Raw genomic sequence first — 23928 nt, forward strand, 5'->3', positions numbered from 1 at the left:
CCCCACCCCCCTCGCCCTCCTTACCCCCCGCCCGGCGGGGTCCCGGAGGAATCCGACGAAGGTCTCGCCGCCCGGTTGCGGGGCCGTCCGGACGGCGAGGCCGCTCCGTCCGTCGCGCTGCTCATGGCGCGGCACTGGCAGCCGGTCCACTCATACGCGGAGATCTGCCTCGCCTCCCCGGAGACGGCTGCCGACATGGTCACCGCCGCCGCCTTCCATCAGGTCCTCGACCGCCTCGCGCTGGGCGAACCGGCCGCCGCGCTGCGTCCCCGGCTGCTCGTGGCAGTCCGGGACGCGGTCCGCCAGTGGTCGGCGGACGACCGAATAGCGGGTGTTCTGCCGGAGCTGGGGAAACCCGCGGGCGGTCGCGGTATGCGGGCCGCGAAGTCCATGACACCCGAAAATCGCAGGCTCGCCGATCGGTCATTCCAGTCGCTTCCGGGACTTGCCCGCTGTCTGCTCTGGCATACCGAGGTCGAGGCCGAGCCGCTAAGCGTGCCCGCCGGTCTGTCGGGCATGGATACTGTCACCGCCTCGGCCGCCCTCGAACAGGCGCGTGATAAATTCCGCGAAGGTTGTGTACATGCCCATCGGGAACTCGCGCCGACCAAGGATTGCCGCTTCTACAACCGCCTCCTCGACGTTCCGATTCGGCGAGGCGGGGCCTTGCTGCCCGATGTGGAGCAGCATCTGGCGCAGTGCCGCTACTGCCGTAACGCCGCCGAACAACTGAGCCATTTCGAGGGCGGGTTGGGCGTGCTCATCGCCGAGGCGGTCCTCGGCTGGGGCGCACGCCGCTATCTGGACACCAGACCCGGCCGTACGCAGTCCGCCGCGTCCCGCGCCCGCGGCTCCGCCCGGCACGGCGCCGCACGACGTCACCTGCTGTCGGGGATCCCCGCGCAGCTCCGCCGGCCACCGGGCGGACCGCGCTCCTCGCGGACGCTGCTCACGGGCGTGGGCGTGGCCTCCGCCGGACTGATCGCGATCATGCTCGCCGCAGGCCTGCTGTCGGACGACGACGGGGTCGACCCGGCCGCCTCCGCCACCGGCGGCAACACCGCGTCCCAGCCGCCCCCCGCGGTCTCCCCCTCCCCGCCCGGCACCGCCCAGCTCCCCAACGCCCCGCGCCAGACCAGGTTCCGCAACGCCGAAGCCGACCTGTGCCTCGACATCCGGGGCGAGCCGAAGGCGGGCGCCGGGACCGAGCTGGCCGAGTGCTCGGACGACGACACCCAGCAGTGGTCGTACGAGCAGGACGGGCTGTTGCGCAGCGTGGCGGACCGCGATCTGTGCCTGGACTCGCGTGCGGACGCCGGCGTGGTGATCCTCGGCAAGTGCGCCGACGACGACTCCGAGCGGGCCGACGACGTGCGCTACGACCTCACCGTGCGGGGCGAGTTGCTGTCCCGCTGGGACGAACGACTCGCCCTCGCGCCCACTATCGCCGACCAGGCCGCCGACATCGTGGTCAAGGTCCGCGACGACTCGGAGTCCCAACGCTGGCTGACCGACCCGCCGACGTCGGCGAGCCCCGGGGCGCTCTCGAGCGCGGAGGACGGGACGCCCGGGGTGCGGGCGGTACGGGTCGGGGAGGAGAACACCTAGGGGGGCTTAGTTCACCGCGTCCCGAGGCGCCTCGCCCGACAGGAAGGTCGTCACGTTCCGGACGGCTGCCAGGGCGATGCGGACCAGGGTTTCGCGGGTGACGCCGCCGGCGTGGGGGGAGAGCACCACGTTCGGGGCGCGGAGGAGGCGCAGGGTCGGGGCGGGCGGTTCGGGGTCGAAGACGTCGATGCCCGCACCGGCCACGGCGCCCTTCTCCAGCGCGTCCGCGAGGGCGTCCTGGTCGATCAGGGCGCCGCGGGCGGTGTTGATGACGAACGCCGTCGGCTTGAGGAGTGCCAGGCGCTCGGCGTTCAGCAGGTGCCGGGTCTCTTCGGTGAGCGGGGTGTGAAGGGAGATGCAGTCGGCGGTGCGTAGCAGTTCGTCGAGCGGGACGTGGCGGGCGCCGCCGAGGTCGGCCTCCGTCTCCGGGGACAGTCGGCGTCGTCCGGCGTAGACCACGTTCATGTCGAACGCGACCGCGCGGCGGGCGACTTCACGCCCGATCCGGCCCGGGCCCACGATGCCGAGCGTCTTGCCGGACAGTTCGGTCAGGGAGTGCCGCAGCCGGGGGAGGGCCCAGTCGGCCTCGACCAGCGCGGTGTGGGCGGGGATCAGCTGCTTGGCCAGGGCGAGCAGCAGGGCGAAGGTCTGCTCGGCCACGTTCTGCGCCTCGGCCCCGCTGGAACCGATGGTGCACACGCGCACCCCGCGCTCGCGCGCCGCCTTCATGTCGACGTAGTCGAAGCCGTGGCTCGCGCACTGCACCAGCTCCAACTGCGGTGCGGCGGCGAGGTGTTCGGCGGTCACCGGGGCGAGCGCGGTGATGACGGCGTGCGCGGCGCGCAACGCGGCCGGGTCCTCGTCGGCCGCCTCGACGACGGTGACGTCCGCGCCTTCGGGGAACAGCGTGGCGAGTCCGGCGCCGACGCCACGGCCTCCCACGTGCGGCGGGACGACGGCGAGGACGTTCTTGACGGCCTGGGCGGCGGTCATGCGGACTCCTCGATGAGGTCGGCGGGACCGATCGTGGCGGGCGTGGCGTGCCCGGACAGGGCCAGGGTGAGGTCGAGTTCGGCGAGCAGACAGCGGACGACGTGCTCGACGCCGGCCTGGCCGTCGAGGCCGAGCCCGTACGCGTACGGCCGTCCGACGAGCACCGCCCGCGCGCCGAGGGCGAGGGCCTTGAAGATGTCGTCGCCGGTGCGGATGCCGCTGTCGAAGAGGACGGTCAGCCGGTCGCCGACCGCCGCCACGACCCGGGGCAGGGCGTCCGCCGCGCCGATGGACCCGGCCACCTGACGGCCGCCGTGGTTGGAGACGACGACCCCGTCCATCCCGGCGTCGGCGGCCGCGCGGGCGTCGTCCGGGTGCAGGATGCCCTTCAGGACGATCGGGCCGTCCCAGTTCTCCCGCAGAAAGGCCAGGTCGGGCCAGGTCTTGGCGGGGTCCGAGAACATCCCGACGAAGTGCATCACGGCCGCGTTCGGATCCTCGTGCACCGGCTTGGCGAGGCCCGCCTGGAACGCCGGGTCGGAGAAGTAGTTGGCGGTGCCCACGCCGTGCAGGAACGGCAGATACGCCTGGTCCAGATCGCGGGGCCGCCAGGCCAGCATCGGTGTGTCCAGAGTGACGACGAGCGCGGTGAAGCCGGCCGCCTTGGCCCGGCCGAGGAAACTCCGGGCCACCTCCGGGTCCTTCGGCCAGTACAGCTGGAACCAGCGCTCTGCGTCCCCCATCGCCTCCGCGACCTGTTCCATCGGGGTGCTGGACGCCGAGGAGAGGATGAACGGCACACCCTGCGCCGCCGCAGCCCGGGCGGCGGCGCACTCCGCGTCCGGATGCATGATCGACAGCACGCCGACCGGCGCGAGGGCCAGCGGGGCGGGCAGGGCGCGGCCCAGCACCTCGACCGACAGGTCCCGCTCATGCACGTCCCGCAGCATGCGGGGCACGATCCGGCGTCGCCGCAGCGCCGCCCGGTTGGCGCGGGCGGTGCTGCCGTCGCCCGCGCTGCCCGCCACATAGCCGACGGGTCCGGGCCCGAGGCGCTGCTCGGTCAGCTCCTCCAGCCGGGTCAGATCGGTGGGCAGCCGGGGCACGGCCCCCGTCATCCCGTTCAGATAGATCTCGTACTGGAAGTCCGCCCAGTGCCTGCCCATGCGTAGGCCCCGCCTCTCGTCAGTGAGAACGCGCTGTACGCCGACCATACCGACCGGTAGGCGGGGGAGTGGATCAGGGGGCGGTCACCGACTCGTGCAGGATGCGGGCCAGTTCGCGCGGCTGGGAGAACATCGGCCAGTGGCCGGTGTTCATGTTCACCAGCTCCCAGCGGTCGCTCTTGAGGAGTTCGGCGACCTCGTCACTCGGCTCGGGCCAGTCCAGCAGACACTTGATGTAAGTGGACGGCAGCTCGGCGAGCGGGCGGGTCACGACGGCCGGTTCCGTGAGCGAGGCGCCGGGGTGGGGCGTCGAGTCGCGCACGATCCGGGCGATCTGCTCGTCGGTGAGGTCCTGGTCCGCCAGATCCTCGGCCGAGAAGGACGGCCAGAAGCCGTCGTTCGCCTCGATCGCCGCCCGCACCCCGTCGCTCGGCCATCCCCACAGGAACGACTTCCCGTCGGCCGGGACGTTCGCGTCGACGTACACCACCCGCGCCAGCCGGTCACCGATCCGCTCGGCGGCCTGTCCGACCGGTACGCCCGAGTAACTGTGCCCGACCAGCACCACGTCCCGCAGGCCGAGACGCTCCACCTCCTCGACGATGTCCCGCACATGGGTCTGCTGCCCGGCCGGTGTGCCCCGCCTCTCGGCCAGTCCGGACAAGGTCAGCGCATGTGCTTCATGCCCGGCCGCCCGCAACTCGGGCACCACCTCGTCCCACGCCCACGCACCCAGCTTCGCACCCGCCACCAGAACGAATTCAGTCATGAGGGCACGCTAGCCGACGGCACTGACAACGCCCCCGGCCCGCTGATCGGCGGCACCGGCACCTCCACGGTACGGGCCAGCCGCGCACCCTCCGGCCCGTACACCGCCCGGGGTTCGGGGAACACCCACAGCAGCGCCAGGAACAGCACGGCCGCCACGGCCAGCGACAACGGCAGGCTGATGTCCACCCCGTTGGCGAGATCGCCCAGCGGGCCGACGAACTGCCCCGGGATGTTGGTGAACAGCACGCCGATCAGGGCCGCCACCCACCAGGCCGTCATGCCCCGCCAGTTCCAGCCGTGCGCGAACCAGTAACGGCCGCCGCGCTGACGGCGGTTGAAGACCTGGAGGGCCTCGGGGTCGTACCAGCCGCGTCGGGTCCAGTAGCCCAGCATCATCACGACCATCCACGGCGTGGTGCAGGTGATGATCATCGTGGCGAAGGTGGAGATCGACTGCACCAGGTTCAGCCCGAACCGCCCGACGAAGATGAACGCGATCGACAACGCGCCGACCAGCAGCGTCGCCTGCACCCGCGACAGCCGCGGGAATACCGAGGAGAAGTCCAGCCCGGTCCCGTACAGCGCGGTCGTGCCCGTCGCCATGCCGCCGATCAGCGCCAGCAGGCACACCGGCAGGAAGTACCAGACGGGCGAGATCGCCAGCAGCCCGCCCACGAAGTCGGGCGCCGCCGGATCGACGTACTGAGGAGCCTTCGTGGCGATGATGCTCGCGGTCCCCAGGCCGAAGACGAACGGCAGCAGTGTCGCGATCTGCGACAGGAACGCGGCGCCGATCACCTTGCGGCGCGGGGTGGACGCCGGGATGTAGCGCGACCAGTCGCCGAGGAACGCCCCGAACGACACGGGGTTGGAGAGCACGATCAGGGCCGCGCCGATGAACGACGGCCAGAACAGCGACCGGGTCGCCGCGTCCGCGGAATCCGTGAAGACGCCCGCGTACGACGGGTCGAAGTCGCCGGCGAAGGCGATCACGCCGATCAGGAACAGCACGCCGGCCGACGGCACGGCGATCTTGTTGACGAACAGCATGAAGCGGAAGCCGTACACGCACACCGCGAGAACCAGCCCCGCGAACAGGGCGTAGGCGACGACGTACGACAGGTTGCCGCGGGTGAGGCCGAACAGCCGGTGCGCGCCGCCGACCAGGGCGTCGCCCGAGCTCCACACCGAGAGGGAGAAGAACGCGACGGCCGTCAGCAGCGAGAGGAACGAGCCGACCACACGGCCGTGCACTCCGAGGTGCGCGGAGGACGAGACGGCGTTGTTGGTGCCGTTGACCGGTCCGAACACCGCCATGGGGCACAGGATCAGCGCACCCGCGACGACCCCGAGGAGCGTGGCCGCGAGGCCCTGCCAGAAGGAGAGGCCGAACAGGATCGGGAAGGCGCCCAGCACGCAGGTGGAGAAGGTGTTGGCGCCACCGAAGGCGAGGCGGAAGAGATCCAGGGGACTCGCGCTGCGCTCGGCGTCGGGGATGCGGTCGACGCCGTGGGTCTCGACCTCGGTCAAGGAGGGCGCGGGGGACGGGGGTTCGGGCTGCGGGGGCTGTGACGACTGCGGAGGCTGTGACGGCTGCGGGGACTGTGGGGACTGTGGGGACACAGGAGGGCTCCAGCGTGGGCGGGGCGGTGGAGCGCGTTGTGGCGCGGCGGGGCCGACGGCCGGTGTCCGCCGCTGGGGTGTGCGGGCAGCCCGCGGATGCCGTCCTCTCGGGGGTCAGCAGACGGTACGGCGCAGCGCAAGATCCGCACCAGAGGACGGTTCATCCATCTGCGGTGCCGTCAGTGGACGAAACCTCCATCACTCGGTGTCCTTGGGCGCTTCCTCGGATTCCGCGTCCGGTCCCTGGGCCCGTACACGCTGCACGTGCTCCAGGGACTCGCGCAACTCGGTGAGCCAGTCGTCGGTGTGCCGCTGGACCAGTCGTACGCACCACGCGAGGGCGTCGCTGCGGCTGCGGGCGACCCCGCCGGCGATCAGGGTGTCGAGGACCTGTCGTTCGGGCTGCCGCAGCCGGGTCATCACGGGGGCGGCGACATGGGTGAACAGGGCGCGCTCGCCGCCGCACTCCACGCCCCAGGAGACCTTCCGGCGGAACCGGTGCTCGGCGTCACGGGCCACGGCGATCCGCGCGTCCCGGGTGCGCTCCCGGAACTCCTGGATCCGGCCCTCCACGGCCGCCTCCCGCTCGGCGGCCGAGACGTCCTGGGCCAGGTGGGGTGCGGGGATACGGCCGATCACGGTGATCTCCTCGCGGTCGACCGTCACCTCGGTCAGCTCCTCGAAGAGGTCGTCCGGCAGGCGGCCGGCGAGCCAGCCGCGCAGCTTCTCTCGTTGCTCGCTCGTAATCATGTAATGACGATTACGCGGCTCGTCCATGAACACAAGGGGGTGCGGGCATGTCCGCCGAGGGCTCAACCGGAATGTTTCAGGCCTATTAATGAGCGTGCGAGATCCGGCCACTCGGCGACTTGGAACGATCAAGAACCGCCAACTTCCGGCGTTGGAACGTTCGAACTCCGTTACTTCACGCCACTGATTCAATACGCAAGGTTACTGAAACACGTGGTGTCGATGTGAGTTTCCGCGGCGGACTCGGCAGACTCCCGCTCGTCGCTCCGGCACCGATCGCGCCGGAGCCGGCCCACCCCCGAATCAAGCGGAAGGATGCACACAATGCGGAACACCGCGCGCTGGGCAGCGACCCTCGCTCTCACGGCCACCGCCGTCTGCGGACCCCTGACCGGATCCGCCCTCGCCGCCCCGGACGCCGCCCCCGCCTCGCTCTACGCCCCCTCGGCGCTGGTGCTCACCCTGGCCCACGGCGACGACGCCACCCTGACGACGCCGGTGCGCGCCGTCACCCTGAGCTGCGCTCCGACGCCCTCGGGTACCCATCCCGATGCCGCCTCCGCGTGCGTCGAACTGCGCAGTGCGGGCGGGAACCTCGACGCCCTGAGGAGTAGAGACGGCGTGCTGTGCACCAAGCAGTACGACCCCGTGATCGTCACGGTCGACGGGGTCTGGCAGGGCCAACGCGTGTCCTATGAGCGCACCTTCGGCAACGAGTGCGTGAAGGGCTCCTACACCACGAGCCTCTTCGCGTTCTAGGACCGGGATCGCGCGGTCCCGTGCGGTGCGGCAGCGGCTCGCGGATGGGGAGTGCGAGTACTGCCGAGGGGCCCCTGCGATCTCGCACCGGGGGTCGGCCAGGCGGAGTGGGGCCGCCTGGCCGACACCTTGGATCGCCACGGGGGCATTCGCCTTCCCCGGGGATCCCGGGCAGGAGCGCGAAGCGACCCAGCGGGCCCGCCCCGCGCAACAGCAGCCGGATCCGCGGCGCGTCGGTGACGACCCGCAGGAGCCCGCCGCGGTCCCTGGCGCGCGTCTCGGCCCGGCACAGGACGCGCAGCCCCGAGCAGTTACTCGGTGACCAATGCCGCCGTCGCCAGATCGTCCGTGATCAAATCCTCGGACGGGTCGGGTCGGGGAGGGCGGGGCGCGGACGTAGGCCGGGGGTGGGTGGGAGCATCCCTGCGGAGCGGAGCGCCCGGTTGCGGCCACTGCGAGTGACCATGCAAGTGCGGGGTACTCGGCAGCGCTGTGGAACCCTTTGCCCCGCCCGTCAATTCACACAATGAGTGGGACCCGCTGGAGGAAGTCGTCGTCGGGCGTCTCGACGGCGCGACGATCCCCTCCCGCCATCCGGTCGTGACCTGCAACGTGCCCCCCTGGGCGCGACGGTTGCTGGGACTGGCCGGCGGCTTCAAGTATCCGCACGTGCTGATCGAGCGGGCGCAGCACGAGCTCGACCAGTTCATCTCCCTGCTGCGGTCCCTCGACGTCACGGTCAGGCGCCCGGACAAGGTCGACCACAGGCGATGCTTCGGCACTCCGGACTGGTCGTCGCGCGGCTTTGGCAACACCTGTCCGCGGGACAGCCTGCTCGTGATCGGCGACGAGATCATCGAGACTCCGATGGCATGGCCGTGCCGCTACTTCGAGACGCATGCCTACCGCCCGATACTCAAGGACTACTTCCGGCGCGGTGCGCGCTGGACCTCGGCGCCCAAGCCGCAGCTCACCGACGCGCTGTTCGAGGCGGGCTTCCGAGCGCCCGGGCCCGACGAGCCCGTGCGCCACATTCTCACCGAGTTCGAGCCGGTCTTCGACGCCGCCGACTTCGTGCGCGCGGGTCGCGATCTGTTCGTTACACGGAGCAACGTCACCAACCGGATGGGCATCGAGTGGCTGCGCCGCCATCTCGGGCCCCGCTATCGCATCCACGAGATCAAGAGCCGCTGCCGTACACCCATGCACATCGACACGACCTTCGTGCCGCTCGCACCCGGCAAGGTCCTGGTCAATCCCGAATACATCGACGTCGACCGCCTGCCCGACGTCCTGAAGTCGTGGGACGTCCTGGTCGCCCCCGAGCCCGATCCGATCGACGACCCCCTGCTCAGGATCACCTCGATGTGCGGCAAGTGGCTCAGCATGAATGTGCTCATGGTCGACGAGAAGCAGGTGATCGCCGAGCGCCACCACACCGGCATGCTGCGCGCGCTCGAACAGTGGGGCTTCGAGCCGATCCCGTGCGACCTGCTGCACTACGCGCCGTTCGGCGGCTCGTTCCACTGCGCGACGCTCGACATCCGCCGCCGTGGCACGCTCGAGTCCTACGTCGACTGACCGGCGCACCGGGCCTTGGCCGGTTCCCTGGCCGCATCCGTGGTCCGGTCGCGATGGCTGGTGTCGCACCAGGGGTAGCGACGGCTGCGACGGCAGGTGCACAGGGCGACCCGGAAGCGGTCGGAGGCGACGATCGTGCCGTCCTCCAGCTCCACCTCGACCGGCCCCTCCACCAGGACAGGGCCTTGGCGCTGGACCTTGATCCGGCGTGGTTCGTCAGACGGGGACTTCGGCACGAACGACCACCAGCTCTTCCCTCGGGTCCGCGGCTGCCACCAGATTGCGCTCCCGCAGCCAGCCCTCTCGCGACCGCAGCACGGGGCCGAACGGGATCACGCGACGCCGCGTCACGGAGGCCTTCAACCCCGCCCCGCGCAGGTGGGCCAGAGTCCGGTCGGGACAGCTGAGCGCCGAGTGCACGACCAGGAGGACACCGCCGGGGCGCAGCAGGGCCGGGGCCTCCCGGCAGATCCGGTCAAGGACGAGCCGTCCGTCCAGGCCGGCGTCCCAGGAGCGGGCCGCGCCGTGCGGCGCGCGATCCGACTCGGGCGTAGGCACGTACGGCGGATTGGCCAGGATGAGGTCGAACGACTGCCCCCGCACCGGGCCGAAGAGGTTGCCGTGCCGGATGTGGACGGGGAGCCGGGCCAGCCTGGCGTTCAACCGTGCCGCGCACACCGCCCGCCATGACACGTCCACCGCGGTCACCCGCGTGCCGCGGCGCGCCGCCTCGATCGCCAGCGCGCCCGAACCGGTCCCCACGTCGAGGACGGCCGCGCCGTCCGGCAGCGGCTCGTCCCACAGGGCGCCCACGAGCAGGTCCGTGTCCTCCTGAGGGGCGTAGACGCCAGGTGGTACCAGCGTTTTCATTGCGCCCGGGTACCCCCGCATTCAGGGATTAAGGGATATTCCGGATCGCAAGGGCGTGCGCAGTGACGACTTGCCCGCGCGCCAAGCGCCGAGCAGCCGGTCGGCGAAGCGATTCTCCAGATGTCCGGTGACGTCGATACCGAAGGCGACGTCGGGGCCGAGATGCGGTTCCTCGGCGAGCAGGCCTCCGATGACCTCGTGCCGTACGACCTGCTCGTGCACCGCGTCCGCCTCGACATGTTCGTCGTAGAAGTGCTCGGCGGCGGGCCCGGCGCCAGTGCGGCGCATCGTCTCGGCCAGCCGCCGCGAGGCCGGCGACGAGGTGATCTCGACCGCCGCGAAATGGCCGACGAGCGCTCCGCGCAGCGCCCGGTGCAGGCCGAGCAGGGACATCAGGTTGACGGTGGCCAGGGCTTCCGCGGTCGCCTCGTCGAGGTAGTACCCGTACGTCGTATCCAGGCCGAGGTCCGTCATCAGGTCGGCGAACAGGCGCGCGTGGACACGGTCGGGGCGGCCGCCGCCGTACTCGTCGAACTCCACCGCCGCCATGCCGGCCTTTGCCCTGCCCCACAGCCGGGGCAGCACCCAGGCGTGCGGGTCCGCCTCCTTGAGGTGGTACAGGGAGCGCTGGACCGCGTACTCGCGCACGTGCCACAACTCGCCGTTGGCGGACAGATAGTGGCTGATGCCGGTGCCGTCGACGGGCTCGACGAGGAGGTCGGCCAGCGCGTCCTCGACGCTGTCGTGGGCGGGGGTGTCCGCGCGCAGGGCGGTCAGGAAACGGTGCTCCAGGGCTCCGCGGACACGCAGCAGGTCCGGGTCCCATTCATGGGACTCGGGCACGTCGGCGAAACCGCGGTAGTGCAGCTCGTAGCAGAGATACAGGGCCAGCTGGAGATCGTCGCCGTAGACGGGCGCGCTCGCGACGTCCTGGCTCCGGGCTGGTGGGCCCGCACCCCTCAGATATTCCTCGACGGCGGCGGAGACAGCGCCCCGGGCGGACGGCAGCCAGGGCCCTTCGCCGCCGCGTGCCCTTCGGGCGTCGTGTGCCATGGCGACCGAGTACCCGTGGGTTGCCGAGCCACCCGCCCGTGTGCACTGGGTGCGGAGCTGTACAGCTTGGCCCGCGCCCTGCCGAGAAGCCCGTGGGATGCCGCCCGGGCAGTGCGTGGCCCGGTCACTCGCCCTCGGACTCCTCCTGGGCCCGCGTGTTCGCGGACACAGCCTCGCCGACCTCGCCCCCGCGGCGGCGCCGCTCGGCGGAGTCCCGCGGCACGGGCCTCTCCTTCTCTCGTCGATCAGGTCGTGCAGGCGGCTCTCGCCGCGTCGGCCCCGCAGCCGTCGGTGGCGATCAGCTGGTCGCGGGCGCGATCCGCAGTGGTACCGGCTCGGCAGGTGCGGCCTCCTCCTCGAGGCGGGACACCTCCGCCCACCAGGAGGCGCCGTCCTCGATGTGCCGCAGCATGACCCCTTCGCGGATCGCCCACGGGCAGATCGTGACCGCCCGCAGGCCGGTCAGCTTCATCGCGGTGTGCGCCACCACCGCGCCGGCCAGGCTCTGTCCGGCGCGCGGTGCGGAGATGCCGGGGAGCAGGGCGCGTTCGGTGGCGGGCAGCAGGGAGAGGCGACCGACGGCCTCGCGCAGGTCCGAGCGCACCAACTTCCGCTCCACGAACGGCCCGTGACGTCCGGGCGCCGCCCCGCACAACCGGCCCAGCTGCTGGAACGTCCGTGAGGTGGCCGCCGCCGTGCGCGGTCCCTCCCAGCGGATCCGGGCCGCGACGTCCCGCAGCTGGTGGCGGACCTTGCGGCGCAGGGCGCGTACCCGTGCCGTCGGCGGCGGGTCCGCGCCGTCGAAGAACTCATGGGTCAGCCGTGCGGCGCCGAGCGGCAGCGACGCCACGAAGTCCGGCAACCTCCCGCGCCCGAAAGCCACTTCGAGCGAGCCGCCGCCGATGTCCAGCAGTGCGAGCGGCCCTGAGCGCCAGCCCATCCATCGTCGCGCCCCGAGAAACGTCAACTCGGCCTCGACCTCGCCCGGCAGCGTGCACAGGTTCACCCCCGTCCGGGTCCGCACGGCACGCAGCACTTCCCGGCGGTTCGGGGCGGAGCGCACCACGGCGGTCGCGAAGGCCAGGGGTGAGGTCGCGCCCCACCGGAGCGCGGTGCGGTCCGCCGCCGAGACCGCCTCGACCAGCCGCTCGATGGCCTCCTCAGGCACGGCCTCCCCGGGTCTGACCTGTTCCGACAGCCTCAGCCGCCACTTGGCGGTATGAACGGGAAGCGGCACCCCGTCTCCCGTATCGGCCACAACCAACCGGACCGTGTTCGACCCGACATCCACCACGCTGATTCGCATACGACCGGGAGTACCCGATTCCCGGTCGGACCAACGGAGTCAGCCCCTGTGCGCCGCCACCATGACGCGAGCGCCGTACCCGCACCGAGAAGAGGGGCCGCCGTCTCCCTGTGGAGGCCGGCCCCTCTGGCGCCGGCGATCAGCACGGTCAGGAATGAGGCGGCGCGGTCCCGGTCCAGCGGGATCCGCAGCGGCATCAGCGGGTGCGCGGCCCTGCTCTGCCACCAGGCGAACGCCGTCGGCAGTACGCCGACCGCCAGCAGGAAGCCCCAGGTGTCGGGCGAACCCCAGTCGTGCGTCTCGGTGGTTGCTCAGCAGCAGCCAGCCGCCCACGAAGGCGAGGGCCGCGACGGGTACGTCGACCGTGGACGCCCGGCGGTTCAGGCCATCTGGCGTCGCACCAGCTCGTGCAGCCGCCCGCTGGTGTCCGCGAGCAGCTGTGCGGGCGGGCCCTGCTGGGCGACCTTGCCGTCCTCCATCACGATCACGCGGTCGGCGTCCAGCACCGTGGACAGACGGTGCGCGATGACGATGCGGGTGGCGTTGAGCGCCTTGGTGGACTCGATGACCGTGCGCTGCGTCTCGTTGTCGAGGGCGCTGGTCGCCTCGTCGAAGAAGAGGATGCGCGGCCGGCGGATCAGCGCCTGGGCGATCATCAGCCGCTGCCGCTGACCGCCGGAGATCGCGCCGCTGCCCGACACGATCGTGTGCAGCCCCATCGGCATCCGCTTGATGTCCTCGGCGAGCCCGGCCATCTCGGCCGCCGCCATCGCCTCCTCCGGCGTGTACGGCTCGGTGCCGCAGATGACGTCCAGGATCGAGCCGGTGAACGGCTGGGCGTGCTGGAGCACCACGCCGCACTGCCGCCGTACGGCCGACTGGTCCAGCGCCGACAAGTCCTGACCGTCGTACAGCACACTGCCCGAGACCGGTTTGTCGAAGCCGATCAGCAGCCTGAGCAGCGTCGACTTGCCGCAGCCGCTGGGTCCGACGATCGCCACGAACTCGCCCGCCCGCACGTCGAAGGACACGTCGTCCAGGACCAGGGGGCCGTCGTCGGAGTACCGGAAGGACAGCCGGCGCGCCTCGATCGAACCGGTCAGCGGGCCCGGCCGGGTACTCGCCGTGCGCACCTCCGGCGTGGCCTCCAGCACCGGCTTGATCTCCTCGAACAGCGGCAGCGCGGCCACCGCCGACACGAACGAGCCGGTCAGCTGGGTGACCGAGGTCAGCAGCATCGTCACCGATGTGTTGAAGGTGAGGAACGCCGCCGCCGACATCGTGCCGCGTGCCGGACCGGCCAGCAGCATGAACATCAGCAGCGTGCACACCGGCAGATAGACCGCGCCCATCACCGTGGTGAGGTTCTTGATCCGCCCCACCTTCTGCTGGAGCTCACGGCTGCGCGCGAACTGTGACGCCCAGGACGCGTACGCGTAGTTCTCGGCCGCCGCGACCCGCAGCTTCGGCAGCCCGCGCAGCGTCTGGAACGCCTGGTTGTTCAGCTTGTTGCTGAGCACCACCAGCCGCCGCTGCCAGCGCACCTGCCACAGCCCGAGCCCCAGGAACACGCCCGCGATGACGACGAGCATGCCGATCGCCGCCAGCGCCATCGGCACGCTGTACCAGAACAGCAGCGCCAGATTCATCGCGCCCACCGTCACCGACGACGCGACGACCGGGCCGACTCCGGCCATCAGACGGCGGATCGCGCTGATGCCCATGGCCTGGCTGGCCAGCTCGCCGGTCGAGCGCTCGGTGAAGAACTTCGTGGGCAGCCGCAGCAGCCGGTCCCACAGGGCCGGCTGGAGCGTCGCCTCGATACGGCCCTCCAGGCGCAGGATCGTCAGGTTCTGGAGCAGCATGAACGCCGCCGCCACGACGCTGCTGATCATCACGGCCAGACAGAACTGCACGATCAGCCCGGTCTGCGCCTTCGGCACGAACTCGCCCAGCACCTTGCCGGTCGCGATGGGTACGAGTGCGCCGATCGCCACCGTGACCAGTCCGCTGACCAGGAGGTTCGTCAGATCACCGCCCGTGCCCCGCATGCTGAACCGCAGCAGCCTCAGCGGGCTCAACGCGCGGTCGGGCAGCGGACGGTAGAACATCACCGCACGCGGCTCGAACTCCTCCGCGTTGGCCTTCTCGATCGGCGTCTCACGACCGGTCGCCGGATGGACGGCCACATAGCCGCCGCGCCGCCACAGCAGCGCCACCGGCGCACCGGACAGCGCCCGGTGACCGACCAGCGGTCCTACGTTGTCCCGCCACCAACGCCCGTCCAGCCGTACGGCCCTGGTGCGCACGCGCGACGCGATGGCCACGCGCTCGACCGGGTCGAGCCGGTCGCTCTCGGTGCCGCTCTGCGCGGGCTCGGCCAACGTGATCCCGAAGGCCTGGGCGACCAGCTTGCAGGCGGCGTAGCTGGCGTCCGCGTCGGCGGCCGTCGTCCGCTTGTCGCCGCGCTTGCCGATGGACGCCAGCAGCGTCTGGTCGGCCTGCGCGCGCACCGCCTCGCCTGCCTTGATGCCCTCCGCCGTGCGCGTCTCGTGGGTGCGCTCCAGCTGCTCGATCCAGCGGTCCAGCGTGGTCAGCAGCCGGTACTGCTGGTCGACCATGGACTGCCAGACCGCCGGGTCCATCAGCAGGTCGGCGGCGGCCTCCGCGCCGTACAGCGAGCCGTACTGCACGCTGCCCGGCGGCACCTGCATCCAGAAGACGTCGTCGTCCGTCACCTCGGCCGCCCGCTCGGTGGCCATGGGTGCCTGGAAGAGGATGGAGAGGCTGCGGCCGACGCCGAGGGCGAGGGCGTACTCCAGGGGACTCGTCTGCGGCGGGACGTACTGCGGGTTGCCGTACTCGTCGTAGGACCAGGTCTGGGTGTTCGCGGGCTGGTACAACTCGCGCAGCCCTATGCGGTGCACGACGCAGTCCCTGAGCGGTCGTGCCACCAGCGTGTGCTGCGGACCCGCGACCGGGCCGAGCAGCAGCGAGCCCGCCTCCAGGCGGCCCAGGTGATGCCAGTGGCCCTGCTGCGCGGCGTCGACCGCGAACAGGTCCACGGCACCCGACGCCACCAGCCACAGGACTTGCGGGCCTTCGAGGTCGAGCCTGTTGAAGCCCGCGCAGTCGATGCGCGTGCCCATCTGGCCGAGCGCGTTGAGGACGAGGTCACCCTCGTGGACGGAGGTCATCTCACCGCTCCCTGACCAGCGCCGCGTACGCGCCACCGCGCGCCACCAGCTCCTCGTGCCGCCCGCGTTCGACGATCGTGCCGTGCTGGAGTACGACGATCTCGTCGCTGTCGCGCACGGTGCTCAGCCGGTGTGCGATCACCACACAGGCACAGCCGCGCTTGCGCAGGTTGTCCATCACGACCAGTTCGGTCTCGGCGTCCAGCGCGCTCGTCACCTCGTCGAGGACGAGGATGCTGGGGCGGCGCACCAGCGCCCGCGCGATCTCCAGGCGCTGGCGCTGCCCGCCGGAGAAGTTGCGGCCGTCCTGCTCGACCTTGCTGTGGATGCCGCCGGGGCGCCGCATGACCACGTCGTACAGCGCCGCGTCGCGCAGGGCGTCCACCACCGCGTCGTCCGGAATGGACGGGTCCCACAGCGCCACGTTGTCGCGGATGGTGCCCTCGAAGAGGAACACCTCCTGGTCGACGAAGGAGACGGAGGCGGCGAGGGCGCCGCGCGGGATGTCCTCGATGCGCTGGTCGTCGATGCGGATGACGCCCTCCCAGGGCGCGTACAGGCCCGAGATCAGCCGGGAGACGGTCGACTTGCCGCTGCCGGAGCCGCCGACCAGGGCGACCTGCTGGCCCGGGCCCACCGTCAGGTCGAAGCCGGTCAGCAGTGGCTTGTCGAGGGGGCTGTAGCCGAAGGTGATGTTCTGGAGTTCGACGTGGCCGTGGAGGCGGCGCGTGGACTCGCCGCTGCCGGGGCGGCCGTAGAGCGGATCCGCCTCGAAGTTCTCGACGTCCTTCAGCCGGGCCACGTCGGCGGCGAAGTCCTGGATGCGGCCCGCGACGCCGTTGAGGCGGGTGATCGGGGCGGTGAAGCGGGTGACCAGGGCCTGGAAGGCCACCAGCAGGCCGACGGATATGCCGCCCTCGACCGCGCGCATGCCGCCGATCCAGAGGATGAGCGCGCTGTTGAGCGTCGCGAGCGTCGGCGCGACCACGCCCAGATAGGCGCTCGGCACGCCAAGGCGCTGCTGCTCCTCCAGCGTGGTGGCGTGCTGTCCCGCCCACTTGCGGAAGTAGCCGTCCTCGCCGCCGGTTGCCTTCATCGTCTCGATCAGCTGGAGACCGGTGTACGCGGTGTTGGTGAGCCGGGCGCTGTCCGCGCGCAGCTTGGCGGTGCGGGTGGCTCGCAGGCGGATGACGACGCGCATGGCGACCACGTTCAGGAGCGCCACCCCGATGCCGACGAAGGTGAGCTGCGGGTCGTAGGTGTAGAGGAGGAACGCGTACAGCACGACGACCACCGCGTCCACGCCCGCCGCCGCGAGGTCGCGGGCCAGGGTCTCGGACACCGCGTCGTTCGACTGGAGGCGCTGCACCAGGTCGGCCGGGCTGCGCTGGGAGAAGAACGTCACCGGCAGCCGCAGCAGATGACGCAGGAAGCGGGCGCTGGAGAGGGTGGAGGAGATGATGCGGCCGTGCAGCAGGTTCGCCTGTTGCAGCCAGGTCAGCACGAGGGTGAGTGCGACACAGGTCCCCATGGACGCGAACAGCACGCCCAGCAGGGAGGTCTGGCCGCCGATGAGGAACATGTCGATATAGGTGCGGCTCAGCGCGGGCACCGCCGCGCCGACCGCCACCAGGAGCAGGCTCGCCAGGACAGCGGCGGGCATCGTGCCCGCGGTGCCGCGCAGCCGGGCCGGCATCGCGCCGAGCACGCCCGGCTTGCGTCCGCCCTTGCTGAAGCCCTCACCGGGCTCCATCACCAGTACGACACCGGTGAAACTGCCGTCGAAGTCCTCCATGGGCACGAAACGGCGGCCCTTGGCGGGGTCGTTGATGTAGACGCCGCGGCGGCCGAAGCGGCGGCCCATGCCGTCGTAGACGACGTAGTGGTTGAACTCCCAGAACAGGACGGCCGGCGTCTTCACCTCGGCGAGGGCGGCCGTGTCCATCTGCATGCCCTTGGCCGTCAGACCGTAGCTGCGGGCCGCCTTGAGCAGGTTGCTGGCGCGTGAGCCGTCGCGGGAGACGCCGCACGCGATGCGCAGCTCCTCCAGCGGGACATGGCGGCCGTAGTGGCCCAGCACCATCGCGAGGGAGGCGGCACCGCACTCCACGGCCTCCATCTGGAGCACGGTGGGCGTGCGGACGGTCTTCGACCTGCCCTTGGGCACGGGGCGCTTCGGCGGGGCGGCGCGGCGCCTGCTGCCGCGGGTCTCCTGTGCGGCGCTCACGGCAGCAGCCAATCGACGGGGCGCTCGTCGGCCAGCTCGATCGAGGCGTTCGCCATCGTCATCGAGGTCAGTGAGAACGGCGGCCCGTCCGTGGACGACCACTTGTAGCCGCTCTTCGTGCTCGCCTTCCGGTCCAGCTGGACCAGCACGGCGACCGGCCTGCCGTCCTTGGTGAACTGCTCGCCCAGCTGGTTGTCCCCGAGGAACGCGGAGATCTGCTGCGCCGACTGCGCGGAGCGGTCCACCGACTTCACATGGCCGCGCAGGACGCCGTACTCCTGGGTGGGCACGGAGGAGACGGTGAGGTCGACCGCGGCCTTGTCGGGGATGGACGCAGCGTTCTCCGCGGGGACGTACACCGTGGCGTACAGCGGGTCCTCGGCGTGGGCGACCTTCTCCACGGCGGCGACGTTCGCGCCGGTGGAGATGATCTGCCCGATGCTGGCGGCGAGCGCGGTGACCCGGCCCGCGGCGACCGTGCGCACGACCGTCTCGCCCTTGGCCGTACGGACCTTCAGTACGGGCGAGTTCGCCGGGAGCCGCCGGCCCTGCTCGGCGAGGACCGCGGTGACCTGGCCGGCGACCGGGCTCTGGAGGATGTAGCTGCCCTGGCCATGGGTGAGGACGGCGGGTGCGCCGACCGTCGAGGCGACCGAACCCGTCACCGCCCACACGGACGCGGCGGCCATGACGACCACCGTGACGGAGAGCACCAGCCAGCCCTGGGGTCGGGCGAAGCGCACTGGAAGGTCGAGCTCCTCCGGTGACTGGAGCTTGGCGAGGGCCTGTTGGCGGAACTGCACGGAACTTCCCTCACCTGAGGATGAGTGGAGACCGGCGCGCGGGGGCCGGTCGTGGTGCGGGGCGGTGCCTGTCTGTTTCGAGGCACCCGAAGAGCCCCGGAACCGGGGAAAGGTTCCGGGACTCAGCGGTGACGAAAGGTGCGATCAGAGACCGGCGACCAGGCCCGAGACCGGGGCGGTGTTCAGGCCGGTGACACCCTCCACGGTGCCGACGACCGTGTCGACCAGGCCGGAGACCGGGGCGATGCCGTTGACAGCGTCGAGGGCACCGTTCACGGCGTTGACCTGCAGGCCGCCGGAGACGTTGTCGAGCTCGGCGTCGGAGATCTCGACGGTCGCAACCTGGGGGGTGGAGTTCATGATGGAACTTCCCTTCCTAATGGGTATTTCACAAGGGGGAGCGGCCCCCTCTGGGGACAGATGACGGCCGCGACCACAGGCACCCGGCGCCCGTTTCCGAAAGCCGTTCACGGCCCCTGCGGTGCGATGGATCAAAGCACGCTGCGGCTCCGGGCTTCCAATCAAACTCTTGCCTCACCAGGGCACTTTGGTCTCAGCGGCATCGATCCGTGCAGATGCGCGCACGTCTTGTCGGTGACTTCTTCACATGCGTCACAGCATCGGCTCGGACGGGCTGTTGCCTCCGCCCGGCGGACCTCAGGGCGATGCGGTGGCGAATCCGACACTCCCGCCTCAAGGGGGTGACCGCCGGTAGCTCCCTTGTGCAGAACCTCGGCGCACGGTGACTTCGTTGAGTATTGAATGTGCAGATTCCCTGAAGCCTGGATTCCGCTCGGGATCCTCAACCGACCGTTACTGATCGGTAGCGGACCGTGTCAGCCCAGAAGTGCGTACACAGTGCTCGCACGCGCGGCGATTTCGCCCGAACTCTCATCGGTCATCGCGATGTCCGCGAACGCCATACGGCGACCCAGCTTCGTCACGACCGCTTCGATCAGGACATCCGAACCGAGCACCGCGCGCTGGAACGACGTCGACTGCTGCACCGTCGTCATCGGCCCGTACGCCCCGCGCGCCGCCGACACGGCGATCACGGTGGCGGTGTCGGCGGCCGCCATCAACGCCTGCCCCGACAGGGCGCCGCCCTCCCGGGCCAGCCCGTCCGACCAGGGCAGTCGCAGGATCGCGCGCCGGTCCTCCACCGCCTCGACGGACAGGCCGAGGGCGAGGATCCAGGGGGCGAAGTTGGCGGAGAGGATCTTGTCGGCTTCGGCGGTGGTCATCGTCATATGGGGGATTGTTCCCGCCGCCGGAACCTCAGGCGCGGTCCTTGGCCGATTCGGTGTTTCGAGTGGGGCGCCCGCAAACGGAATTGAACGCCCCGTGCGACCCGTGCGTACCCACTGCCAACCAGGCGCCCCGAACAGCTGCCGCTCATACGGCAGCACAGACCCCGTCCCCCAGGAGGTCGAGAAGTTTGAGTCACAAGCGAATTCCGAAGCGCAAGGCCGCGATAGCCGCGGGCGGCGTGGTGGCGCTCGGAGCGGCCGCGATCCTGCTGCCCAACGCCAACGCGTCACAGGACGGCGCGGCGGACGACGCCGCGACCGCCAAGACCCTGAAGGCGGCGGACGCGTCGGATCTCGCCTCGCAGCTCGCGGGCCTGCTCGGCGACGCCTTCGCCGGTTCGTACTACGACTCCGAGAGCAAGCAGCTCGTGGTCAACGTCGTCCCCGGCGACAACAACAACGTGATCGTCCAGGCGAAGAAGGCCGGCGCGAAGGTCCGCGAGGTCGAGAACAGCCTGACCGAGCTCGCGTCCGGCGCGCAGACCCTGAAGTCCGAGGCGACCATCCCGGGCACGGCCTGGTCGGTCGACCCCAGAACGAACAAGATCCTCGTCACCGCCGACTCCACCGTCACCGGCGACAACTGGGACCAGCTGGAGTCGACCGTCGACGGCCTCGGCTCCGGCATGGCGACCATCAAGAAGTCGGCCGGCACCTTCAAGACGTTCCTCTCCGGCGGCGACGCCATCTTCGCCGGCGGCTCACGCTGCTCGGCGGGCTTCAACGTCACCGCGGGCGACGGCACCCCGGCCTTCCTGACGGCCGGTCACTGCACCCTCGGCGGCAACGAGTGGTCGGACACCGAGGGAGGCCAGCCGATCGCCACCGTCGACCAGTCCACCTTCCCGGGCGACGGCGACTTCGCCCTAGTCAAGTACGACGACCCGGCGACCGAGGCACCGAGCGAGGTCAACCTCGGCGACCAGACCCTCGCCATCAGCCAGGCCGCGGACGCCGAGGTCGGCCTCCAGGTCTTCCGGATGGGCAGCACCACCGGACTGAACGACGGTCAGGTCACGGGGCTCGACGCCACCGTGAACTACCCGGAGGGCACGGTCACCGGCCTCATCCAGACCGACGTCTGCGCCGAGCCCGGCGACAGCGGTGGCTCCCTGTTCACCCAGGACGGCCTGGCCATCGGCCTCACCTCGGGCGGCAGCGGTGACTGCACGGTCGGCGGCGAGACCTTCTTCCAGCCGGTGACCACCGCCCTGGAGGCGGTCGGCGCGACCCTCGGTGACGCCGCCGGCGGTGGCGCGGGCGCCGGTGACGAAGCCGGTGCCGGTGAGGAAGCCGGTGCGGGCGAAGAGGCCGGTGCCGGTGAGGAAGCCGGTGCGGGCGAGGAAGCCGGTGTCGGTGAAGAGGCCGGTGCCGGTCAGGAAGCCGGAGCCGGTGAAGAGGTCGGCGGCGGCAACGCCGACGGCACGGGCAACGGCCTCGGTGAGATCGTCGGCAACGGCGTCGGGAACTGACGCCCCGACACCGACGCCCTGACACCGACCCACGGATCCGAGTGATCCGGACGGACGAACACGTGGTCCGGCCCTCCGGCGGGAGGGTCGGACCGCTCCCGTTTCCGGTCCGTCAGTCCCGCGCCCGCAACAGCAGCAGCGCCACGTCGTCCACCCGCTCCCGCCGCGCCGAGCTGTGCTCCACGAGCAGATCGGCCAGCTCGTCCAACGGCCGTTCCCCGGCCTCGGTGAGCAACTGGCCGAGGTCGGCGAGCGCGTCCTCGATGTCGACGCCCGGGGACTCGATCAGACCGTCGGTGTAGAGGACGAGCACACAGCCCGGCATGAGGTCGACCTCCGTCGTCGGATAGGTGGGCGAGCCGTCGATGCCCAGCAGCGGACCACCCGCGAGGTCGAGCACCCGCACCCGCCCGTCCGGCCGTCTCAGCAGCGGCGGCGGATGCCCGGCACGAGCCATCACGGCCCTGCCGTGTGCCGGATCGAGCCGTAGATACAGACAGCTGGCGAACAGGTCGGAGCCCAGGTCGAGCAGCAGCCGGTTGGTGCTGCGCATGACGTCCTCGGGTGCCTGGCCCACCGTCGTGTACGCCCGCACCGCCGTGCGGATCTGACCCATCAGTCCCGCCGCGGTCACGTTGTGCCCCTGTACGTCCCCGATCACCGCCGCCGTCAGGCCCTGCTCCATCGGCACCAGGTCGTAGAAGTCGCCGCCGATGTCCATGCCCTGCGTGGCGGGCAGATAGCGGGCGGCCGCCTCGACACCGGCCAGCGGCGGCAGCGAGTGGGGGAGCAGGGCGGCCTGTAGCCCGTGCGCCAACTGGTGCTTGGCGTCGTAGAGCTGGGCACGCTCCAGCGCCTGCGCGATCAGCCCGCCGAGGCTGGTCAGAACCGCTCGTTCGTCCGCCGGGAACGGATGCGGCTCGGCGTAGGCGAGGACACAGGTGCCGACCGGCCGCCCCGAGGCGATCAGCGGCAGATACGCCCAGGCCGCGAAGCCGTCGGGCGTCGCGTGCCGCACCGGATAGAGCCGCTCCAGCTGCTGCTGCGAGTCGAAGAACGCCGGGACCCCGGTGGTCAGCGCATGGGCGCCCGGGGTCTGCTCGGTCAGCGGCAGCCCGTCGAACCGTTCCACGATCTGCGGATCCGGATAGCCGCGGTGACCCAGCACATGCAGCCGGCCCGCCCGCGATCCCAGGACGACCAGCGCCTGGCTGCCGACGGCCGGGACGATCTCGTCCGCGACCAGCTGCACCACGTCCTGCACACCCGCCGCCTCGGTGAGCGCGCCGGCCAGGCTCAGCACCTGGGAGATCGTCACCAGCCGCCCCGGCGGGTCGTCGGGCCGCGGCCCGCTGCGCCCCATCTCCGCCACCGCGCGGGCCCGGCTGATCCGCACACTCAGACCGGTCGTACTCGGATACATCCGGAACGACAGCCAGTCCCCGGGCGGGCGCAGCGCCACGAAGGACGTGGTGTGCTGGCTCATCAGCGCGGCCCGGTAACGGTCCTCGTACACCGGGTCGTTGAGCCAGGGCACCGACGCCCACAGCTGGTTGCCGAGCAGCCGGTTGACCGGCACGCCGATCAGCTCGGCCGCCGCGGGGTTGGCGAAGCTGATCCGGCCGTGCAGATCGAGCGAGCACAGCCCGTACGGCAGCCGCGACACCATCCGCGCCGCCTCCACCGTGCCGAGCGTGCCGGCCGCGCCGCTGAACGCAGGACCGGCGACCAGATCGGGCTCCGGGAGCGGTGGGCGGCTCTCCTCCATGGCCCGTTCCAGCCGTACGGCGAGCCGTCGGCAGGCGGCGGTCAGATGGTCCCGCTCCCGGTCCGACAGCTCCGGAGGGTGTGCGCCGGGCCAGGTCACGAAGATCGCGCCGTAGGCATGCGACTCGGTGGCCACCGGCAGCGCCGCCAGCGCGAACGGGTAGGGCAGGACGACGGCGATCCGCGGATACCGGGCCGCCATGTCCTCCTCACCCCCGACCCAGACGAGCCGCCGCTCGCGCACCGCCTCCGCGACCGGGATCGGCGCGCTCAGCCCGACCCGCTCCCACGGCGCCGCGAACGCCCGGGGCAGCCCCGCCATGACCGCCATCTCCAGCACGGGCTCGTCGGCGGCCAGCAGGTACACGGCACCGGAGTGCGCGTCCACCTCCTCCATCATCGAGGCCAGCGCCAGCGACAGCAGCGGCCGGCCCACCCGCGTCCGCGCGGCCGCCGGGGCCTGGGCGGACGTCTGCCCGTCGGACACGCCGACCACCTCCTCCGCGGGGCCGCGCGACAGGTCCCAGGGCTCAAATCTCCCCCCTCGGGGCCTGTCGCGCACGGCGAGCGGCGTCGGACGCTCAGGCCCGCGCCCTGCCGCGCGGGGGCGCATGTACCCCCTGACCGCGAACCCATGCACCACCGGTCGATGCGCGGCCCCGGCGTACGGGC

General features: G+C 71.3%; 19 protein-coding genes and 1 pseudogene. 4 read left to right on the forward strand and 16 right to left on the reverse strand.

The window, feature by feature from the left end; all coding sequences use genetic code 11:
* Positions 1-1608 (forward strand): RICIN domain-containing protein (locus tag KUM44_RS06370; protein ID WP_254389141.1); only part of this gene is annotated, 1608 nt, incomplete at its 5' end.
* A 6-nt stretch (positions 1609-1614) separates the two neighbouring features.
* Here KUM44_RS06370 and KUM44_RS06375 read toward each other — a convergent pair.
* The 5 genes from KUM44_RS06375 to KUM44_RS06395 form a co-directional block, all read right to left on the reverse strand.
* Entirely contained in the window at positions 1615-2601 is a 987-nt protein-coding gene (locus KUM44_RS06375; protein ID WP_217206775.1) for a 2-hydroxyacid dehydrogenase, read from the reverse strand.
* Complete coding sequence (locus KUM44_RS06380; RefSeq protein WP_217206776.1) at positions 2598-3767, reverse strand: lactate 2-monooxygenase; 1170 nt, start codon at positions 3765-3767, stop codon at positions 2598-2600. The genes KUM44_RS06375 and KUM44_RS06380 overlap by 4 nt, the downstream gene beginning before the upstream one ends.
* 73 nt (positions 3768-3840) lie before the next feature.
* Positions 3841-4536, reverse strand: a complete 696-nt coding sequence (locus tag KUM44_RS06385; RefSeq protein WP_217206777.1) for an alpha/beta fold hydrolase — start codon at positions 4534-4536, stop codon at positions 3841-3843.
* Positions 4533-6068, reverse strand: a complete 1536-nt coding sequence (locus tag KUM44_RS06390) for a cytosine permease (RefSeq protein WP_217206778.1) — start codon at positions 6066-6068, stop codon at positions 4533-4535. Before KUM44_RS06390 ends, KUM44_RS06385 begins: the two co-directional genes overlap by 4 nt.
* 291 nt (positions 6069-6359) lie before the next feature.
* Positions 6360-6911 carry a hypothetical protein gene (locus tag KUM44_RS06395; RefSeq protein WP_217206779.1) on the reverse strand — a complete coding sequence of 184 codons (552 nt, stop codon included), beginning with the start codon at positions 6909-6911 and terminating at the stop codon, positions 6360-6362.
* A gap of 324 nt (positions 6912-7235) precedes the next feature.
* On the opposite strand from KUM44_RS06395, the gene KUM44_RS06400 reads away from it, so the two are divergent.
* Together KUM44_RS06400 and KUM44_RS06405 are read left to right on the forward strand one after the other, a co-directional pair.
* The gene (locus KUM44_RS06400; RefSeq protein WP_217206780.1) at positions 7236-7670 is read left to right on the forward strand and encodes a protease inhibitor; all 435 of its coding nucleotides are present in this window, start codon (positions 7236-7238) and stop codon (positions 7668-7670) included.
* A 492-nt stretch (positions 7671-8162) separates the two neighbouring features.
* On the forward strand, positions 8163-9251 hold the full coding sequence (locus KUM44_RS06405; RefSeq protein WP_217206781.1) for an amidinotransferase: 1089 nt from the start codon (positions 8163-8165) through the stop codon (positions 9249-9251).
* Here the strand turns inward: KUM44_RS06405 and KUM44_RS06410 are convergent.
* The 10 genes and pseudogenes from KUM44_RS06410 to KUM44_RS06450 form a co-directional block, all read right to left on the reverse strand.
* Positions 9239-9487: a CDGSH iron-sulfur domain-containing protein gene (locus KUM44_RS06410; protein WP_217206782.1), complete on the reverse strand. Its 249-nt coding sequence runs from the start codon at positions 9485-9487 to the stop codon at positions 9239-9241. The two genes, KUM44_RS06405 and KUM44_RS06410, sit on opposite strands and share 13 nt — an antisense overlap.
* On the reverse strand, positions 9468-10121 hold the full coding sequence (locus KUM44_RS06415; protein WP_254389142.1) for a HemK2/MTQ2 family protein methyltransferase: 654 nt from the start codon (positions 10119-10121) through the stop codon (positions 9468-9470). Before KUM44_RS06415 ends, KUM44_RS06410 begins: the two co-directional genes overlap by 20 nt.
* A gap of 21 nt (positions 10122-10142) precedes the next feature.
* Entirely contained in the window at positions 10143-11174 is a 1032-nt protein-coding gene (locus KUM44_RS06420; protein WP_217206784.1) for an iron-containing redox enzyme family protein, read from the reverse strand.
* 298 nt (positions 11175-11472) lie between these two features.
* Positions 11473-12480: a Ppx/GppA family phosphatase gene (locus tag KUM44_RS06425; protein WP_217206785.1), complete on the reverse strand. Its 1008-nt coding sequence runs from the start codon at positions 12478-12480 to the stop codon at positions 11473-11475.
* Between the two features lie 128 nt (positions 12481-12608).
* Positions 12609-12882 (reverse strand): annotated as a pseudogene (locus KUM44_RS45135) (MFS transporter); the annotation flags it as partial.
* Positions 12861-15677 (reverse strand): NHLP bacteriocin export ABC transporter permease/ATPase subunit, encoded by a 2817-nt coding sequence (locus KUM44_RS06430; protein ID WP_217206786.1) that lies wholly within the window; start codon positions 15675-15677, stop codon positions 12861-12863. The pseudogene KUM44_RS45135 and the gene KUM44_RS06430, both read right to left, overlap by 22 nt.
* A gap of 1 nt (position 15678) precedes the next feature.
* The gene (locus tag KUM44_RS06435; RefSeq protein ID WP_217206787.1) at positions 15679-17904 is read right to left on the reverse strand and encodes an NHLP family bacteriocin export ABC transporter peptidase/permease/ATPase subunit; all 2226 of its coding nucleotides are present in this window, start codon (positions 17902-17904) and stop codon (positions 15679-15681) included.
* A complete protein-coding gene (locus tag KUM44_RS06440) occupies positions 17901-18707 on the reverse strand; it encodes an HlyD family efflux transporter periplasmic adaptor subunit (RefSeq protein WP_217206788.1) in 807 nt (268 codons plus the stop codon). Before KUM44_RS06440 ends, KUM44_RS06435 begins: the two co-directional genes overlap by 4 nt.
* Before the next feature lie 144 nt (positions 18708-18851).
* Positions 18852-19067, reverse strand: coding sequence for a hypothetical protein (locus tag KUM44_RS06445; RefSeq protein ID WP_030052098.1), 216 nt, complete (start codon positions 19065-19067; stop codon positions 18852-18854).
* Positions 19068-19543: 476 nt separating this feature from the next.
* Positions 19544-19957, reverse strand: coding sequence for a PaaI family thioesterase (locus KUM44_RS06450; protein WP_217206789.1), 414 nt, complete (start codon positions 19955-19957; stop codon positions 19544-19546).
* A 188-nt stretch (positions 19958-20145) separates the two neighbouring features.
* Between KUM44_RS06450 and KUM44_RS06455 the strand changes: the two genes are divergently transcribed.
* Entirely contained in the window at positions 20146-21489 is a 1344-nt protein-coding gene (locus tag KUM44_RS06455) for a S1 family peptidase (protein ID WP_217206790.1), read from the forward strand.
* A 112-nt stretch (positions 21490-21601) separates the two neighbouring features.
* Here the strand turns inward: KUM44_RS06455 and KUM44_RS06460 are convergent, their stop codons facing one another.
* The gene (locus KUM44_RS06460; protein WP_217206791.1) at positions 21602-23752 is read right to left on the reverse strand and encodes a SpoIIE family protein phosphatase; all 2151 of its coding nucleotides are present in this window, start codon (positions 23750-23752) and stop codon (positions 21602-21604) included.
* Positions 23753-23928 lie beyond the last annotated feature (176 nt).

This window comes from Streptomyces sp. AC550_RSS872 (genome assembly GCF_019049285.1).
Classification (GTDB): domain Bacteria; phylum Actinomycetota; class Actinomycetes; order Streptomycetales; family Streptomycetaceae; genus Streptomyces.

Excerpts from the sequence above, each read along its gene's own strand:
- KUM44_RS06400 (WP_217206780.1), top strand. The coding sequence starts at position 7,236 with ATGCGGAACACCGCGCGCTGGGCAGCGACCCTCGCTCTCACGGCCACC.
- KUM44_RS06420 (WP_217206784.1), bottom strand. The coding sequence starts at position 11,174 with ATGGCACACGACGCCCGAAGGGCACGCGGCGGCGAAGGGCCCTGGCTG.
- KUM44_RS06445 (WP_030052098.1), bottom strand. The coding sequence starts at position 19,067 with ATGAACTCCACCCCCCAGGTTGCGACCGTCGAGATCTCCGACGCCGAG.
- KUM44_RS06385 (WP_217206777.1), bottom strand. The coding sequence starts at position 4,536 with ATGACTGAATTCGTTCTGGTGGCGGGTGCGAAGCTGGGTGCGTGGGCG.
- KUM44_RS06395 (WP_217206779.1), bottom strand. The coding sequence starts at position 6,911 with ATGATTACGAGCGAGCAACGAGAGAAGCTGCGCGGCTGGCTCGCCGGC.
- KUM44_RS06375 (WP_217206775.1), bottom strand. The coding sequence starts at position 2,601 with ATGACCGCCGCCCAGGCCGTCAAGAACGTCCTCGCCGTCGTCCCGCCG.
- KUM44_RS06450 (WP_217206789.1), bottom strand. The coding sequence starts at position 19,957 with ATGACGATGACCACCGCCGAAGCCGACAAGATCCTCTCCGCCAACTTC.
- KUM44_RS06425 (WP_217206785.1), bottom strand. The coding sequence starts at position 12,480 with ATGCGAATCAGCGTGGTGGATGTCGGGTCGAACACGGTCCGGTTGGTT.
- KUM44_RS06430 (WP_217206786.1), bottom strand. The coding sequence starts at position 15,677 with ATGACCTCCGTCCACGAGGGTGACCTCGTCCTCAACGCGCTCGGCCAG.
- KUM44_RS06380 (WP_217206776.1), bottom strand. The coding sequence starts at position 3,767 with ATGGGCAGGCACTGGGCGGACTTCCAGTACGAGATCTATCTGAACGGG.
- KUM44_RS06415 (WP_254389142.1), bottom strand. The coding sequence starts at position 10,121 with ATGAAAACGCTGGTACCACCTGGCGTCTACGCCCCTCAGGAGGACACG.